This window comes from Kothea flammea, from assembly GCF_052161645.1.
Classification (GTDB): domain Bacteria; phylum Planctomycetota; class Planctomycetia; order Pirellulales; family Pirellulaceae; genus Laterigemmans.
In genome coordinates, this window is record NZ_CP197414.1 from 2105479 (window position 1) to 2123852 (window position 18374).

Here is an 18374-nt window from a genome sequence, read left to right on the forward strand (position 1 = left end):
GGTCGCTAGTTTTTCAACAACTCTTCCAAGGCGTCGACCTCCGTTGCGCGATCTTGTTGTTCCGTTCCCGTCGCTTTCTCTAATTGGTCGACCAGACGATTAAGTCGTGGATTATCTTGTCCCACCAGGTCAACTGCTTGGCGGGCGATCAGCAACGCTTTACCTGGTTGCTCCGTGGACTTGAGTGCTTCGATATAGGCAAAGTAATGACTGACTCGCTCGGGAACGGCCTCCACGGCTTTGCGGTAGTTTTCCAACGCACGCTCATTCTCCTCGATCGCTAGCCAAGCGTTACCCAATAGTTCCAACTGATCGGCCTGCGCGTAACGACTCAGCGGCATGTTTTCCTCAAGCGCCGTGGCAGCCCGTGATACTAGTTCGCGGTTGGGAATCTGCTTCGCTAATTCATATTTCAGGGCTTCCAAGAAAGCTCTGTCATCTTCTGGAACTGCGTCCGAGTAATTCGGGTTACCCGAGGCCTCGGCTTGTTCCAAGTAGAAGCGAGCCAGTTGTGGGCGACGAGTCATGATGTTCCGCCAAGCCGCTGTGGATTGCTCCCAATCATCGACCGTTGCGGCAATTCGGGCTAACGAAGTCAGCGAATTGGTGGCGGAGCGACGGAGGAGGAATAGTTCTCGCGTTAATTCCCGGTACTGTTCATTAGGTGGGAAATCGAGTTGGGCCTGTAGCAATAAAAATCTTGGCTCGGGTGCCAGGGGGGTACGCCCCAGCGCCAGCAACGCTTGCTCTTTAGATTGCTCGAGCGACGGTGCGGCAGCAATTTTCGCGCGCGCGATAATCGATTCAATCAATGCCGATTGGTCGGGTGATAGATCTCGGGTGCGGCGTGCGTAGGCCGCTAAACGCCGAAGTTGCTGGGGCGACCCCAGACTATCGTCAGCGTCCAGCCTCGCCAACGCCGCCGATTCCGATAAGATGACTTGCCTCGCCGCTAGTTGCCCCTTATCAATATGAGCTTGCGACAATTGAAGCAACGTTCGGTATTTACGCTCGCCAGCGGTATTGGCCTCGCTCAGCAAATCAATGGTTTGGTCTAGTGCTTCCGCGTCCAACGAATCAATGCTGACTGCCGTTCGCAGCAAAGCATCTTGAGTCGCTTCTTGATAAAACGCATGCACCGTCAGCGGCAGCAGGACGACGGCCAGCCCGCCAACAAAATAGGGGGCAAATCGCGAGCGTTGGGGCCGATGTAGGTTTAGCCGACCTCCATCGCGAGGACCGAACTGAAACAGCGGCGTCCCCACCGAGGCGGCTCGCCCCAACACGGCTCCGAATAATAGGGCTGTGGTGATCGCCGACCCCGCAAGCAGTAGCCCAAAGTCAAAGATTTGGCTGACCATCACCACGAACAACGCACACCAACCCGCCGTGGCAATACCATGGTCCATCGGATCGGGGGTATCACGTAATTGCAATAACGCGTAGATCATCACGCCGCACACGCAGAGCAACGCAAAGCCGGCTATCAGGCCGCCCTCGACTAACCATTCCAACCATAAATTGTCGGCGTTCAAGAACCAGCCATCGATCCCCTGTTGCTCATAAGGCAGGTACGCGTAACGGTAACTGCCAAAACCGCTGCCGGCAGGAACATACTGAGCGAATGCCACGCTGGCGTCTTGCCAGTGTGGCAAACGTTTGTCGGTGAGAATGTTTTCCGATAGCCCCTCGGCAGTCGCTCCGAAACGTTCTAGCGTGCGTGGCGTCACATCGATGCGTATGAGCAACAAACCTGCCACTAAGCTGATTAACAGCATCACGGCAAAAACTTTTCCGATCAACTGGCGCGAGGAGAAGAGGCCGATTGCCAGGAAGGAACCGACGACCAGTCCAGCCAAGCCGCCTCGTGAGCCACATGCGAACAAACCGGCCGCGCAAGTGCCGGACGTAAAAATCGCCAACAGTGCCGCTCGGTCGCTGAGCAAGTCGAGCAGAGCGGGCAAGCGAAAATCGGATGAGCGAAACTCGTGACCGGTGACGATTGTTAAACGCCAGCCTAACAATCCTAAAGAACTGGCTACTCCCAAATTCATAATTAACGATGCGTTGTTCCGGTTCACAAAAACGCCAAAGGGATGGCCAGCCGACGCGCCCCACAGCGTCTGCCCTGGAGTCGTACATAACTGCCAAATCCCTAAACAAGCGTGAATCGCACCAAAGATCGCGACACAGCTGAGCATCCCCAGCATGCGGTTGCGGCTGTGAAATAACGTGGCACCGCACCAAGCAGCCAAGCCGAGCAAGCCGAAGTAGGCGATATAATGCCCGGCCGCATCAGGAGCGACTGAGAGCGGCAACCAATCGCCGTTGTCCGCTAGCGATCCACTTCGAGCTGCCGCCGGCAGCCACTCGGTCCAAGCCACATATGTTCCCGGGGAAAACCAGCGGACCAGCCATCTCGGTAGCAAACAACTTTGCAGCCAAGCGTAAAACGCCAAGCCCACGCAGGCTAGCGTGAGCAAATGGGGTTGTATCCCGGCGGGTGTTGATTCCAGTTTCAAGGCAGCGATACCGCAGACCACCGGCAAACCGATCAACACCGTGGCCAGCCAGAAACTCCATGGCAAGACACCGCCGTTGTCGATGGCGACGAGGCCGGGCGTTAGGGCTACGGTTATCGCTCCCACCCAAACCGTAACTTCTAAAAATCTTTGCATGAATTGCATTTCAATGAGAATTTCGGAGCGGTTCTAAACGGCTCGCAATTGATTGCCAGTTAGCTCTTCCTGAAAACTGGCGTAGGTTGATGTTAAACCCTGCTCAAAGCTAATGCGATGTCTCCAGCCCAGTTCTCTTAATCGGCTGACGTCTGTCACTTTGCGTGGCGTGCCATCGGGCCGGGATGGATCGGTGACGATCTCGCCTTCGTACCCAACCACGCTGGCAACTGCTTGCGCAGCTGCTAAAATCGTGATATCTTCACCAGTCCCCACGTTGACCCAATCGGGCGGATTCTCCAAGCTCAATAAATATACCAACGCGTCCGCCAAGTCATCGACATGTAAAAATTCTCGCCTGGGTGTCCCGGTACCCCAAATCGTGACTTGCGGCTTGGATTCTTGATAAGCTTCGTGAAAACGACGGATTAAGGCAGGTAACACATGACTATGTTCGGGATGATAGTTATCACCCGGACCATATAAATTCGTTGGCATGGCACTGTGATATAGCAAGCCATACTGTGACCTTACATATTGACATAGCTTGAGTCCCACAATTTTGGCTAGAGCATACGCTTCGTTGGTTTGCTCGAGTGGTCCGCTGAGCAATGCTGTCTCTTGGATCGGTTGCGGGCAGTCACGCGGGTAGATGCATGTGCTGCCCAGATATAAAAACCTTGGCACTCCCGCCGCGTGGGCCGCTTGCACCGTGGCTAACGCCATGGAAATGTTTTCGCTGAGAAACTCAACCGGGTAGGTGTTGTTGGCGACGATACCACCGACTTTTGCCGCAGCAAAGATCACCGCGTCGATGGACTGGCTGGCAAAGTAGTCTTGGACGGCAGGTTGATCGCACAAGTCGAGTTGGTTGCGATCTACTGTCACCACCTCGACATTTGTTTCTACTGCAAGTCGACGACAGACTGCAGAACCAACCATGCCACGTTGCCCGGTAACCAGGATCCGTCCAGCCAGCGAATGTTGCTTATTCAATTTGAAACTCAAAAGCTCGTGAATGCGTGGCGAACTAACTGTTGGCGGGAGGCTGACGGGAACCGCGGCTAGCGCCAAAGCGGCTAACGGGAAGGGTGGTAGTGAGATTTGCAGTGCGCAAAAATGATTCACGCAGAGGATCGTTCCAACTGATGAGAGCCGGAGGGATCTTCATCACCCACTTTCTCGACCGGGAATAGACCAAGTAGTATGTTTTCGAATTTGGCGCAAGCGACAACGCGATCGTAGCTCCGCTCGGCCAACGCGCGGGCTCGCTGTCTGAGCTCTTGCACGTCAGTTTGCTGCTGCGCTATGGCAACGGCTTGAGCGATCCGCTCGGGGTCACCGGGTGGGCAGGTCCAGCCGATCTGCTCGGTTCTAACAATTCGCGAAGGTTCACTGTCCTCGGGAGCGATCATCATCACGGGGCTGGCGGATGCCAGAATGCCGTAAAATTTACTGGGAAATAAGCAACCAGTGATACGATGGTCCATTGACACCAAATGAACATCCGCAGCGGAAAGGCTGAGCGAAAGTTCGTGGCGAGGTTGGTAGGGAAGAAAGCGTACGCGACCCTGCGGGCCTTGGCTGGCTAACTCTTCCAATTGCCCCCGCATGGCACCGTCCCCGACTAATAGCAACACCGCATCGCGTGGCCACAGCGGGCTGCGGGTCGCGGCGACGACGACATCCAGATTTTGGGTCAGCCCCATGTTGCCGCTGTGCATCACCACAAAGCGATCTTCTAAATGGTGCAGCGCACGGAAACTGTTATTCTCCTTAATCGGAGTCACCTGTTGGCAATCGACCCAATTAGGCACAATGCTCAGCTTTTCCCGCTCCAAACCCCAGTCAGCTAAACGATCGCACATGTCCTCGCCAAGTACGATGACTTGATCGGCCGCTTGATAGGCTTGTCGCAGCCGACGACGAATTTGCCCAGTGATAAGTCCTTCGCGTGCCCGTTCGATGGCAATCGCCACATCGGGATAAATGTCTTGCAAATAGGCGACAAACCGTGCACGCCGCCGCCGCGCGTGTTTGGCAACCACCGGTGGCAGCATAAACGGGTCGGTTTCCGAAATAAAAATATCTGCGTTTAACTGACTGCGAGACAAATACTTGCTGACCGCCCTCGTGAAGGAGACCAAATTCAGCAAGCGCCCGGCTGGCCAGCTTTTGGGGAAGGTGTAGTGAGCAAGGCGATGGATCGTGACTCCACAACGACTTTGGCGTCCCTCGCGAAGGAACTGATCTCCGGCCGCGGAGCTGTTCGGTTGTCCACACACTACGTGCACGTCGTACCGTTCAGCTAAGCACTCGCAGAGATCCGTCAGCAACTGACCGGTTGCTTCGTGATCAGGCCAGTAGGATCGGTTCACGAAGACAACTTTCGCGCGCATCGATTTCGTAATGGACTCGGTTGACCGCATACGGCTACTTCCCAAAGATGCCCCTCTTTCCATAAATCAAAAAAACTAGTCAGGTGAACCAACCCGCGAACCGTGGCTAGCGCCAAAACGGCTAACGCGAACCGTGGTTTTACGGCTTGGATTCCTAATCTTGCTTTTCGATAACAACTCGCTCCAGCAATTCCAGCTGACAATCTTCCAGCAACACGCTGGCCCCCTGATTCATAAATCGGACGTCGACCACCAGCCTGGTCTCTTGCTGACGACGCACGATTCGCCCTTCAAAACCAGCAAATTGTCCCGTCTTCACTCGGACCCTGTCCCCCGCATCGAGTCGCGACTCGGGGGCCAACGGTTGGCCGGTGGCAATCAAATCACGAATCTGGCGCAGGTCAGTGACTAATTGCAGTGAGTCGTCGACCTCAATGCAACGCGAGACGTTGCCGGTGCATACCGCTTGGTACCGCGCGTCATTGTCGCCGCGCAAAAATACGTAGTTTGGAAACAACGGCAGGTGTGATACTCGAACGCGTCCGGCCGGCGATCGTACTCGCCTGGCTATCATTGGCGAGTAAAAACCAACCTCCGCTTCGCGAAGCCGCCGCATTAACTGCTTTTCCTGTCGCGAACGGGTGTAAATCGCCCACCAAGGGGAATCTTCCGCATTTTGCTCGAAGAGGTCCGGCGGATAGATGTCATCCTCTGCTGGCAAGATCGGCATCGTTGAGCTAACTGGCTGGCGAATAAGGGGCCGCGGTTTTTATCCCACTATAAATCACTCACTTAGACTACGTCAAAATATCTGCGCGTACTTCGTCCCTTTGGGTGGCAAGCACCCTCGAATTTCCAGTAAATTGGTGAATCGTTTGGCCGTGTTGACTTCGTTGTCTACCGCAATTTACTCAGGCTGCCTAGTTGTCTCGATCGCGAGTTGTGGGGGGGATACACAGTCATGCACTGCTTGCCCGCCAACCGGTTATTGATCCCGCCTCGAGGCAATTGCCCGGATACTCTGATCGCGATTGCCGTCGATGGCTACTTGTCGTCACTTGTTTTTAACAGCATCCTCAAAAAGAGCAGACTCCCGGGGAAAGACCGCAGCCAGTTTGACGGCGATCCGCAGGGGTGGTCGCGGCCCGGATGCTCGGGTTTCAGATCAGCTGCCAGGAACGACCCTGTGGGCTAGTTTCGCTGATGGACCGCCAACACCGTTCAGTTTAGCCGGCTGCTTGCTGATGCGACCTGCATCGCTCAGTGGGGCAGTTTGCTCCGCAAGTGGGGATGTTTCGTTTTGCTGTTTTTCGGCGAGTGGTGGTTTGCCTGGGCTGGCAGCGGTGTCATTGGTGTCTTGGCTGGAGAGCAGCAGTTCGGTCAACTGTGGACGCAGTTCGGCCAAGAAGCCGGCTAGAATTTCCAGCGTATCGTAGACCGCTGCTTGGTCACCCCGGGCGATCACATCGAGGCGACCAATGATGCGATCTTTCTCCAGCTTGGGGTCGAACACGACCAGCGGAATGCGAAGGCTCATTTGATCTGCTTTTTCGGGCAGTCGCACGCTGCTCCAGACGCCGTGGTAGCCCTCGTGGATCCAAGAAATGTTGAGGTCCATTTTGACTTGGGCGAGTTGATATTTCTGAGCAAACTCAACGCAGCTTTCCCAGACTTGCCGCCATTGCCGGTTACCTTGCATCTGCACGTGCCGGGACTGGGTTCTCTGTTCACATTTGTGCGCTGGGGTGACGAGGCCTTCGGCGAAATTGGCCAACCTGCGGAGCAGCAGCGAGAGTTCTGCGTGTCCGAAGGAGCGAGTGATGACCAGTGTCCCGAGCACGATCAACACCCCCAGCACGGCGATCCATTGCTGCTCGAAGACGACCGCCAAGACGGCAGCCATGGTGGTAGCTCCGCACAGTAAAGCGACCATCAGCAGCATCCCTTGGGGCCCAAAGCGAGCGCTCAGTAGATGATGTAAATGCGCTCGGTCAGTGGCATAGATACTGCGTCCTGTCAGGCTGCGGCGGAGGATGGCGATCACTGAATCAAAAAGTGGGATTGCCAGCACGGCGACAGGCGCCGCGGCCAACACGGTTGATCCCTTGACGCTACTCCAGGTCGCCAGCACGCCGACGACTAACCCGATCAACATGCTGCCAGCATCACCGAGAAAGATCGATGCGGGGGGGCGATTGTAGGCTAGGAAACCGACGAGTGCTCCAGCTAGTGACACAGCCACGATCGCTTCGGCGGCACCGCCGGAGTAGAGGCTGAGGATTGTCAAACCAGCACAGATGATCGTCCCCGCGGTGGTCGCCATACCGTCGGCGCCGTCAATCAGGTTCAAAGCGTTGACTGCCCCTAATAGCCACAGCATGGTGATTGGATAAGCGAACATGCCCAGCTCTAGCTGCCAGCCAAAGAGGCTGACCTGTTCCACTAAAGTGCCGCTGCCGACGACGCAGGAGAGAATCACAAATTGGGCGATTAATTTTTGTCGTCCCCGCAGCGTGAGGACATCATCGAAGAGACCGACCAGCATCATGGCTGCGGCTGCACCCAGCAGCACCAACCAACGGCTGGGTAGCTCTGCCAAGCTGGGTACCGCTTGCCCGCCCACCCAGAGGAAGATGGTGAAGAATGCCAGGCAAGTGGCAGCGAAGACGCCTAAACCGCCGCATAAAGCGGTTTCGTTGCCGTGCAGCTTTCGCTCCGGATCGGGACGATCGACAATTCCCACGCGGCGGCTGAGCCAACGCACAATGGGGATAATCACGAGCGAACTGGCTACGGCAACGACAAAAGCGGCCGACGTGGCGAACGTGAGGGTCAGGTACATTGCGTCATTCAAGGTGGTGGTCGAAGTTGCTTTTTTGCTCCCAATCGCTCAGTTTGAAAATCCCCGGTGGGATCTTCGCTGCAGGAATCTCCTGATCTGAATACCCTGATCGGAGGGAGCTGTGACGCTTCCAACGTTAGTCACAGTTAGCACTGTCACCAAGCATAGGTTAAATGTGCAATGCAAGTTTAATCACTGGGCCGGCACGTTATCCCGGCTCGCGCAATTGGGCGGAATAAGCCAGAGGTGCCGGCAAACTTTGCGAGGCTTACCTATCCCATCGCTGCCCGTCTCTTTCGAGGCCACATAAGTAGGGCTTTCATCCTCGCATTCGTCATTTTCCCTCAATCCAGTCGCTTCATTGGGCGATGAATAACTGTGTCAGTTGTTACCAAAATTACAACTAGCCAATTCGTCAATTCGGAATTTTAACGACTGCCGTTGCAGCCAAGGGGGGCCAGATGGCGGATCGTCCAAACCCACAACAGCCACTTAACGCACGTCGCCGCATTTTGCGTCGCATGATGACCGCCGCGGTCATTGCGTGTGTCACAGTTGGCTCGGGAAGCGGATGTTCGATGTTGGGTGGCCTGAGCCAGTCGGATGCTATCGACGAGTTCATGGTGGGCTACCGAAATCAAGCATGGAGTGCCAGGAGCTGGCATCAGAACAAAGACAAATTCTGCAACCAAGCGCACAACCGCGACTTTGCAGCTGGATATCGCCAAGGCTACGAAGATGTAGCCGCCGGCGGTAATGGTTGCACGCCGGCGATGCCTCCCCGAGCCTATTGGGGCTGGCGATATCAATCGCCAGAAGGTCAAGCGAAGGTGAGTGCTTGGTTCGCAGGGTATCCACACGGTGCGAAGGCAGCGGAGATGGAAGGCTTAGGGTCGTGGAGTGAAATCCGCACCATGTTGCCTGCCCATGAAACGATGCCTCCAGCCGCGATCGGTCCCGAGGGCTTGCCCCACGGAACCGCGCCGACTCCTCTCGAAGGCTTAGGTCCTATGGGTAACGGTCCTCTGGACGTCCCCGCAGCGGACTTCGGCTCGATCGACTTTAGTTCAATCAAGCGAGTGTCGGCAGCGAATGTTCCCACAGCCGCCAGCGGCCGCTGAGTTCAATATGCTCAGAGTCCTTGGAGGCGTTCCTAAGTGGAACACCGACGACAGCTTTTTTGATCAGCGTGCTGGACTGCTCGGCTCGGATCGTCCGTCCCTTGTCCCGTACGACATATCGCACATGTTCCGCTTCGAACGAGAGTCCAAAGATGAGCGTTAGCCTTTTGCCGCACCGCTTTGCATCGGTGGTCGCACGCGTCCGCGGCGGTTCTTTGCTGGCATGTTTGATGGTGACGACCGCGGGCGGTTGCACGGCCATCACCACACCGATCGAAGGTGTGCCTGCCAAGCGAGTGCCACCGCAACTATTTGCGCAACCGAAAAATAACTTAGTTCCGATTGATATCTCTCTGCTGTCGCTCGAAGAACCTCGCGCCTATCAATTGGCCGGGGGCGACGTGCTGGGGATTTATATCGAAGGGGTGCTCCCCTTCAATCCACCGAACCAACCGCCCGAACCGCCGCCGGTGAATTTCCCCGATGCGGAAAGCACTTTGCCGCCTTCGATTGGATACCCCGCGACGATTCAAGCCGACGGTACGCTCGATCTACCGCTGCTCGAACCCTTATATGTCGAGGGGCTGACGGTCGAGCAAGTTCGCGAAAAGATTCGCCAAGCCTACATCGATGGTCAGATTCTGCAGCCCGAAAAGGCGCGGCCCATCGTGACCATGATTCGCGAACGTACCTATAACATTATCGTTGTTCGTGAAGATGGTGGTAATCTAAACGTGCAAAACTTGGGAGCCGGTTTTATTCGAGGTGGTTCCGATCGCAGTGCCACCGGGGCTGTGGTCAAACTGCCCGCTTACAAGAACGATGTGCTGAACGCCTTAGTCGAAACCGGTGGTCTACCAGGTCTGAATGCTAAGAACGAAGTCAAGGTTTTACGAGCCAGCCGTGCCAAGAAGTCGGGCCGCGAAGAATTCCTTCGCGAGTTCCGCTTGCAGCAAGAATTAGCTGCCAAAGATCCCTGCATTTGTGCACCAGAACTGCCGGATGATCCTTCGATCCTGCGAATTCCCTTGCGACTGCCTCCCGGGGTAACTCCCGCGATCACGGAGGACGACATTCGCCTCGAGGAAGGAGATATCGTCTACATCGAATCGCGAGAGACTGAAGTCTTCTATACCGGTGGGTTACTGCCAGGTGGCGAATTTCCCCTGCCACGTGACTACGATCTCGACGTGCTCGGGGCGATGGCACTCGCCGGAACTGGAGTTGCCGGTCAACAGCAAGGCCGAGGGGGAGGAGGCGGCATGGGCGGGCTCGGTGGCAGCTTGACTCCGGTTCCACCAGGCAAGCTGTACATCCTGCGGAAGACGCCATGCGATGGCCAAATCGCCATCGAAGTCGACTTGGCGAAAGCCATTAACGATCCGCGTCAACGGCCGCTGGTCGCTCCCGGTGATATCTTGATCTTGCAGTTTAAGTGTGAGGAAGAGCTGATCAACTTCGGCATCGGTACCTTCTTTACCTTCGGTATCCGCGAATTGCTATCTGGTCGATAGCGTCGTCGGGTCCTAACGCTCCGCAAAACTCCGGCGACTTACCAGTCGTCGGAGTTTTTTTGTGGAACGGCGACAATGTAGAACCGCTGTCCCCAGCTGTTTGCAGTGTAGAACCGCTGTCCCCAGCTGTTTGCAGTGTAGAACCGCTGTCCCCAGCTGTTTGCAATGTAGAACCGCTGTCCCCAGCTGTTTGCAGTGTAGAACTGCTGTCCCCAGCTGTTTGCAATGTAGAACTGCTGTCCCCAGCTGTTTGCAGTGTAGAACTGCTGTCCCCAGCTGTTTGCAGTACCGCAAGCGATTGGGGACAATCGCTCTACAATGAAATGCTGCAAGCGATTGGGGACAATCGCTCTACAATGAAATGCTGCAAGCGATTGAGGACAATCGCTCTACCATGATCAGCGATTTCGGGCTGGCAAAAACGGCGGGTACTGACTGCCAGCTAAAGCCGCATCGTTAGGGTCTAAGCCATGTTCCAATTGCCCCACGCGGTTGAGGAAAGGATGATCCCCCTGCACTCCTTCGTTCCAATTGGAAAAGAAGGCCACGTGCCCATCCTCATATAGAATATTTCCACCGCGACCTTCGTGGGCCATGACCCAGCCATCCAGCGATTGCAACGGCGCGTCAGCCAGGATAGCAAAATGACTGCGTCCCAAAAACTTGGGGGCCACGTAGCGGTCATTTTCCAAAATGCCCAACGAGTACGCGTAGTGACCTCCAGACATTCGCTGGTATTGGATCAACTGCAAGCCAACCGCTTGCCGAAGTTCCTCGCGAGTCGGTAACCGCTTGCCGACCCATTCTGGCGGCACGTCCAGGGAAGGACACCAACGAGGAGTCGGCATCGAGGGCAACAGACCGGCAGCCGCTAACTCAATCGCATGATAACCCGAAAAAGATTCTGGCCCCTCAGCTGCCAACTCTGGAAATCGCTGGTCAGCACGACGAGTCGCGTAGGAAATTAAAGCGATCCCCATCTCGCGCAGTTGTGATTGACAAAGTTGTTGTCGAGCCCCTGACCGCTCGCGAAGAATTCCCGGTAGCACCAGCCCGGCAATGACGATTCCAGCCACCGCGGTGGCCACCATGTCGGTCAAACGCCAACCGGCCAAACGACTCTCCTCGCCCGCTCGCAGTCTCCTCGGCGAGGAAAGCCGCGGCGAACGAAGACCGACACGCCGCGGATTGACCCGCTTGGGCTGTGCCGCTTCACTTGCTTGCTGCTCGCCGGACTGCGGTGGTGGCAGGTCGGACGCCTGGTTTCCAGTCGCTAAACCGGACAAAGTGCGATCAATCAAGTCGGCCGGCGGCTCGTACAGATCGTTGGCATCGTCGAGCGGACGCAAGCTCTGCTGCAATCGCGAAAGCTCCGCTCGCAAAGCGGGATCAGCCCGCAATGCCCGCGAAATTCGCTCCATCTCACTGGGCTCCAAAGCGCCCAGCAAATAGCCTAACAAATCTTCTCGCATCGAGACTTTAACCCAAACCGCGAGTTCGATAGATACCGTGTAACTTGTTTCTGTACGCAAAAAGTCGAATGACGGTTTGCCTCCGGCGGGGAGAATTCGAAGCAAGCCATGTGCCAGTCCCCCTCGGCTCGGTCGATTATCGCTGGGCTCTGTTCATTCATCCGTTGAATTGGGTTGTCAGCAATGTTAACATCGGGGGGAGTAGTAAGGTTGCGTTTGTTCACTTTCTGCCGGTACGGAGTCTGTTGTGCCTCTGCGAAAATCGTTTTCTCAATGTTGCGATCGCCATTCCGCCAGGCGGCAACGTCGCTCGCGGCGGTTCTTGTTAGAACAGTTGGAGCAACGACAACTTCTGGCTGGCGACCTGGGGCAATTAACTGTGGAGCAATGGGGGTTGCAGGTTGACCCGCTTGGGGCGGTAGGTGTGAGTTCTTCAGGGGGGAGTGGCCAGAACGCCGCAGAAGTCGCGACAGCTCGCCCAGCTTGGTCCCCCGATTGGGCCGGCGGCAAGCCCGAGCATCTGACAGTGATTGTCGATCAGGATGATTTTGGTGGCGGTGTTTACGACGGTTGGCGAAAACCGCTTGAGAGAGGATTCGGCGAGGAACCCCATGATGGCGAGCACGACCATCCCGCCGACCACGGCATCCCGTTCGAGTCCGAAGGATTTGGCAGGCTCCACCGCAGTGGGGGTGGGTTTTCGCCGAACAATTCGGGGGCCGCTCCGAATCTGCGACTGACCAACACGACACTTTTGCGAGATGCCAGCGGGGCCTTGGTCGAATCCATACCGATCGGCCAAATGGTGGCGATCATGGTCCAGTTTGAAACTGAGGGTATCCCGAATGGAACCAGCTTTGACATCGGGTTCTCGATGAACGGGGTGGAAAAAGTTTGGGAAAATATTACGTGGGCCACCGGTAGTGGTAACTGGTTTGCCTGGACCAGCGGCTGGTACGCGGGACCCGGTGAACATTCACTTAGCGTTACGCTCGATGTGAACAGTGAAGTCGGTGAGACAAACGAGTCCGACAATAGCGGCCAACAAACGTTTACTCCCCATCAACCGACCGATTTCGACCACCAATTATTGTTTCCCTCCAGCGGCACGCGCAATGAAACATACGTGGTCAACAATTACGCCGATGTCGATCCCCGCCCCAACCTCAGGGAAGACTTCAATGGCGGCATCTACCAGTATGATGGGCACAACGCTTGGGATCTGGGGCCGACCAATTTTGCCGATCAAGACGCCGGGCTCCCCTTAGTCGCAGCCGCAGCAGGTGTGGTAACTGAAATCGTTGATGGTAATTTCGATCGCAAGACGAACTGGGATCCGTCGGATGCAAATTATGTGATCATCGATCACGGTAATAACTGGAATACCGTTTATTGGCACTTGGCTCGTGATAGCGTCGCGGTAGAGGTGGGCCAAACGGTCGAAGCGGGCGACGTGATCGGTGACATGGGTAGCTCGGGAATCAGCACCGGGACCCATATTCATTACACCTTGCGGCGCTTCAATTTCCCGGTCGAGACCATGTATGATACGGAAACGTATTATCATGAAGACGCTGACGTCGTGTACCAGCCATCCACCGATACGGGGATCCTCTACTCGAACATTAGCAATGATAACTCTCCGCACGATAGTGATTGGCGGGAGAGTTTTCCGACTAAACGCGTGTTCAGTCGTGCTGCCAACGACCCGTTGGTGTTCAACTACGCTTTCTCCCACTTATTAGCTCAAGAAACTCTCAATATTCGCTTCGTACGCCCCAGCGGTACTGTGCAATGGTCCACTAACTGGACAGCTCCTAGCGATCGCCGGCAAAGCCAACATTATTGGTGGATCGGTCCTAGCCACTGGAAAACAGAAGTCGGTACTTGGACTGCGGAAGTGCTCAAAGAGGGTCAAGTCTTGGTCAGTGAGCCGTTCGAAGTGGTCGACGGCACGTCCCCAGGCCAGATCAAAATGACTGATAGCAGCGGCTGGAATATTAATCCGGGTCGCACGACACCTTTTGATTTTGGCAGCGCGACGGGCAGTTCACAGACTTACACAATCCACAACCACGGAGATAGCCCGCTGCTGCTTGGGGAGCCTGAAATACCGTTCGGTTTTGCTCTCAATGGCTCTTTCCCAGAGACTGTCGCGGCTGGCGGGTCCAGCTCGTTTTCCATTACCTATTTTGATGGCTTTGACAGCAAGGCGTTCGGCGCCGTTCGCTTTACCACCTCGGATCCCGAGGTCCCCGAATTTTGGTTCAATGTGGAAGGTACCACCACCGGCGCGGTTCCGCTCGGTGTTGCCACGGTGACTCAACCGGGCTCCGCAGTGGCATATCAATTGGAGACCGCACCCGTCTACGTCGATAGCGAAACGACCTACGATGCTCGCGGCACCGAGCCTCTGTTCTTCATCAGTTACTGGGAAGGCGGCCGCCAGCCCGGTGACTTGTTGAAGATTGAAGATCAGGGGAGTGGCAGCGGTCAAGTTAGTGTCGACGGCAACAGCGTGCTTTACGAGGGGACCGCGGTGGGAGCTTTTACGGGCGGAGATGCTCCCGAGCCGCTGGAGGTTTTATTCAACGAGGCGATCACGCCAGCCGCGATCCAGGCGATTCTGCAAGCAATTCAGTTTGAATCGTCAAGCGATCAACCAGGACCTCGGTATCTCCGCACCTTCGTTATCGACGAAAACTTTGAGTACTCCACTAACGCCTATAAATCCATTCGCGTGCATGACCCCGTTTATCAATTGGCGACCGTCGAAGATATTATTGTCAACGATGGAGGCGACCAGCGAAGTCGGGTCGACTCATTGTCGATAACTTTCAGCGATGAAGTCGAAGTCGGCGAGAGTGCCTTCGAAGTCATTGAACGCCAGTCGGGCAACTCCGTCGATTTAAATGTCACCACCGAGCTGATCGGCGGACAAACTGTCGCCACCTTGGTCTTCCTGGGTGGACAAGTCGAGCATGGTTCGCTCGTCGATGGAAATTATCAACTAACGATCAACGGCGATGCCATCATTGGCTCGCACTTGCAAAGCTTAGACGGTGATGGCGACGGACTTCGCGGCGGTGACTATGTCTTCGGTGATGAGGCGGCCGATGCATTCTTCCGACACTTTGGCGATGTCAACGGTGACCGCACCGTCAATTTTGTCGATTTTCTCGCTTTCCGCGGCGCTTTCCAAACCGATTCGGACGACCCCGATTTCGACGCCGCCTTCGATGTCAACGCTGATGCCCAAATTGGCTTCGTTGATTTCTTGGCTTTCCGGTCTCGATTTGGCGATACGTTAGGGTTTACCTAACAAACCGTTAGGTTTCACCTCATGGTAGGCTGGTTGTCAAATTGTTGGCAACCAGCCTGTTAGCGACCAGATTAGCGTCAGTTCAGTTGCTCCAGGTCGGCTTGGACCATGATGCGAGCCAATTCGGGAACCTGCGTGCGGGCTTGCCAGCCCAACTCGCTAGCGGCCTTGGCCGGATTACCGACTAACCGGGCCACGTCACTGGGGCGTTGCATCCGCGGGTCCGACTCCAGATATTTTTCGTAGTCCAGCTCGACAGCCGCGAAGGCAGCCGCTAAGAAATCTCGCACGGTGTAACTTGTCCCGGTCGCCAACAGGAAATCGTCCGGTCGCGGGTGCTGTAACATTAGCCACATCGCTTCCACATACTCGGGCGCGTACCCCCAATCGCGACTGCCGGTCAGCGAGCCCAGCTTGAGCGAGTCGGCTTGACCTCGCGCGATCGCCGCGGCAGCTCGGGTGATCTTGCGGGTTACAAACGATTCGCCCCGCCGAGGCGACTCGTGGTTGTAACAGATGGCGTTACAAGCAAACATGCCGAAGGAATCGCGATAGACTTGCACCATCTGAGTCGCGAACGTCTTGGCAACGCCGTACGGAGTGACCGGCCGCATCGGTGTTTGTTCGTGCTGAGGCGGCTCCTCGGCACGTCCAAAAATTTCACTGCTGCTGGCATGCAGAAACTTTGGCTGCTTGGGCAAATCCCGCACGATTTCCAGCAGTCGCAAGGTCCCCATGGCCGTCATTTGACAAGTCGACTCGGGGATCTCAAAACTGACGCCAACGTGGCTTTGTCCCGCTAGATGGTACAGCTCATCGGGCTCGGCGCGGAGCAGAATTCGCCGCATCGTGGTCGAATCTTCCAAGTCGGCGTAGTGTAAAAACAGCCGCTCATCATACAGCTCGCGATTATGGAAAAGACTGTCGATGCGGGTCCGCTGCATGGAACTGCTGCGGCGCACCAGCCCATGAACCGTGTAGCCTTTTTTGAGTAGCAATTCACACAAGTAAGAACCGTCTTGCCCGGTGATGCCGGTGATAACTGCGACGCGATTCAAAGCGAAATTTGGGGCTAGTTGGGCGCGAGGTGGTAATTAGCAGCACGCACAAGTATAACGCCAAACGTCAGGCGAGTCAGTATTGGCCAGCAACCATCCATGGGGCGCAAATTGATGGCGAGCGGAAAAGCTCGCTACTTGGCACCCAGTACCTGCAACCCAGATGGTTCATCTTTGAGCGATTTAAGAAACGCGGGTTGAGGAACGGCAGGCTGCGGTTGATCTTGATGAGCAGGAGCCAGGGAGTCGACCAGCCGCTCAATCTCGGGCTGCATTTCCGCGATCAAGTACGAAAAAGCTTCCAGCGATTCCAACTGACTTTGCCCACCAGCGTGGCCGATCACAACGAGACGCCCAACGCTTCGTCGCAAGCAGATAATCGGCAGCTTTACACTCCACTGCTCCGCCCGGTCAGGCATTGAGCCGCGAGCCCAATATCCGTGGTAGCCTTCGTGCTGCCAGGGCAAATTCAAGTCTAACTTCAATTGCCAAAGGCCATTTTTCTCCGCGAATTCGACCAGCGGCAACCAAACCACGTCCCATTGCCGGTCGCCCTGCAGCGAGACGCCAGCGACGTGCGTTTTCGCTTCGCTGCGACGAACTTTCGATACCAGTGAACCACCCATTCGCCGCGTGTGCGAAGCCAACAGTCTCGCCTCGGCATGACCAAACACGCGTGAGCAAACGAGTCCGCTGATGACCAAGCCAATTGCCAGCACGGCGAACGCATCACTGCGGAAAATCACCCCCACGATCGCGCCACACGAGGTGATGGCCGCGAGCCCACCAAAAGCGATCAGCATCCACATCGGCGACAGTTGCCGAGCCTTAAAATGGGATCCCAGAATGTGGTGCAAGTGCCCGCGGTCTGGCATGTAAATGCTGCGACCAGTTAACACGCGTCGAGTAATCGCGACCGTGGAATCAAACAGCGGCACGCCGATGAGGGTCAATGGGATCAGCAAGTCTTGCGGTTGACTGCCACGTTCCACTGACCAGCAGGCCAGCCCACCAAGCATCAAGCCAATGAGCATGCTCCCCGCATCACCCAAGAAAATGGATGCGGGAGGACGGTTGTAGCAGAGGAAACCAGCTAAGGCGGCCGACATCGCCATTGCCATCATGGCAACCGTTACGTTGCCGCTGACAAAAGCGCACAATGCGATGCCCAGCGAAGCCACCGCTCCGAAACTGCCCGCAGCCCCATCAGCCCCGTCAATCAGATTCACCGCGTTGATCGACGCCAACAGCCAAATCATAAACAGGGGCAAAGTCAGCACCCCCAACTCAATGGTGTAACCAAATAACACCACGGCGTCGCTTGGTTGCCAATACAGCCCTAAGGCACCCACGATCATGACCTGCACGATCAATTTGGACTTGCCCCGCAGGGGATAGCGATCGTCGATCATGCCCAGCACCAAGGTCGCCAGGGCGGCACAGGCCAGAGCAGTCCAACGAGTGGACCATGGCAGGCCCCCCTCGGTGAATGCCGGGATGAACATTCGATCAGCGATGATTGCAACAACAGTTACCGTCAGGAAAACCGCGATCCCGCCGCCGAGAGCGATTTCCCCGCGATGCAGCTTGCGAGTCGGATCTGGGGAATCGACTAAACCGACGCGACAAGCCAACCAACGCACCACCGGCACACAAACAAGGCTAATAAACCAAGCAGCAAAAGCGGTGAGTATCAGAACTTTTGCGAACGCTGCGGGTTGCATGTCAATGGGATCCTCGAGGAGGCTGACACCGGGACAACTGGGATGGTTAGGCGATCCAGTCGGTCTTTGGTGGCTTTGCTTATTTTTCGTGTTGGCATCCTAATCATTGAGTGAAAAGAGTTCAAATTGGCGGTCGGTAGTCGCACAGTGCCCCCGTAGGGGGTAGGGCGATTCAATGGAGCGATTTGCACCATTATAGGCACAAGAAGAGTTCTCAGGCGTGCCTTGGGGAGGGATTTCCGCT

General features: G+C 55.9%; 11 protein-coding genes. 3 read left to right on the forward strand and 8 right to left on the reverse strand.

The genetic code is table 11. The features are described from left to right. Positions 1 to 5: 5 nt before the first annotated feature. The 5 genes from SH139x_RS07490 to SH139x_RS07510 form a co-directional block, all read right to left on the reverse strand. A complete protein-coding gene (locus SH139x_RS07490) occupies positions 6 to 2678 on the reverse strand; it encodes an O-antigen ligase family protein (RefSeq protein WP_488354653.1) in 2673 nt (890 codons plus the stop codon). A gap of 33 nt (positions 2679 to 2711) precedes the next feature. Then, a complete protein-coding gene (locus SH139x_RS07495; protein WP_488355980.1) occupies positions 2712 to 3656 on the reverse strand; it encodes a GDP-L-fucose synthase family protein in 945 nt (314 codons plus the stop codon). 146 nt (positions 3657 to 3802) lie between these two features. Next, complete coding sequence (locus tag SH139x_RS07500; RefSeq protein WP_488354654.1) at positions 3803 to 5056, reverse strand: glycosyltransferase family 4 protein; 1254 nt, start codon at positions 5054 to 5056, stop codon at positions 3803 to 3805. 175 nt (positions 5057 to 5231) lie between these two features. Beyond that, positions 5232 to 5807 (reverse strand): transcription termination/antitermination protein NusG, encoded by a 576-nt coding sequence (gene nusG / locus SH139x_RS07505; protein ID WP_488354656.1) that lies wholly within the window; start codon positions 5805 to 5807, stop codon positions 5232 to 5234. A gap of 435 nt (positions 5808 to 6242) precedes the next feature. Then, positions 6243 to 7919, reverse strand: a complete 1677-nt coding sequence (locus SH139x_RS07510; protein WP_488354657.1) for a glycosyltransferase family 4 protein — start codon at positions 7917 to 7919, stop codon at positions 6243 to 6245. A 461-nt stretch (positions 7920 to 8380) separates the two neighbouring features. On the opposite strand from SH139x_RS07510, the gene SH139x_RS07515 reads away from it, so the two are divergent. Further along, positions 8381 to 9040, forward strand: coding sequence for a hypothetical protein (locus SH139x_RS07515; protein WP_488354658.1), 660 nt, complete (start codon positions 8381 to 8383; stop codon positions 9038 to 9040). Between the two features lie 152 nt (positions 9041 to 9192). Continuing rightward, the gene (locus SH139x_RS07520) at positions 9193 to 10554 is read left to right on the forward strand and encodes a polysaccharide biosynthesis/export family protein (RefSeq protein WP_488354659.1); all 1362 of its coding nucleotides are present in this window, start codon (positions 9193 to 9195) and stop codon (positions 10552 to 10554) included. Positions 10555 to 10952: 398 nt separating this feature from the next. Here the strand turns inward: SH139x_RS07520 and SH139x_RS07525 are convergent, their stop codons facing one another. After that, positions 10953 to 12026 (reverse strand): hypothetical protein, encoded by a 1074-nt coding sequence (locus SH139x_RS07525; protein ID WP_488354660.1) that lies wholly within the window; start codon positions 12024 to 12026, stop codon positions 10953 to 10955. A 247-nt stretch (positions 12027 to 12273) separates the two neighbouring features. Here SH139x_RS07525 and SH139x_RS07530 point away from each other — a divergent pair, with 247 nt between their 5' ends. Continuing rightward, entirely contained in the window at positions 12274 to 15348 is a 3075-nt protein-coding gene (locus SH139x_RS07530; protein WP_488354661.1) for a peptidoglycan DD-metalloendopeptidase family protein, read from the forward strand. A gap of 77 nt (positions 15349 to 15425) precedes the next feature. Here SH139x_RS07530 and SH139x_RS07535 read toward each other — a convergent pair whose 3' ends face one another. After that, positions 15426 to 16406: a GDP-mannose 4,6-dehydratase gene (locus tag SH139x_RS07535; protein WP_488354662.1), complete on the reverse strand. Its 981-nt coding sequence runs from the start codon at positions 16404 to 16406 to the stop codon at positions 15426 to 15428. A gap of 134 nt (positions 16407 to 16540) precedes the next feature. Next, complete coding sequence (locus tag SH139x_RS07540; protein WP_488354663.1) at positions 16541 to 18130, reverse strand: MraY family glycosyltransferase; 1590 nt, start codon at positions 18128 to 18130, stop codon at positions 16541 to 16543. Positions 18131 to 18374: the final 244 nt, after the last annotated feature.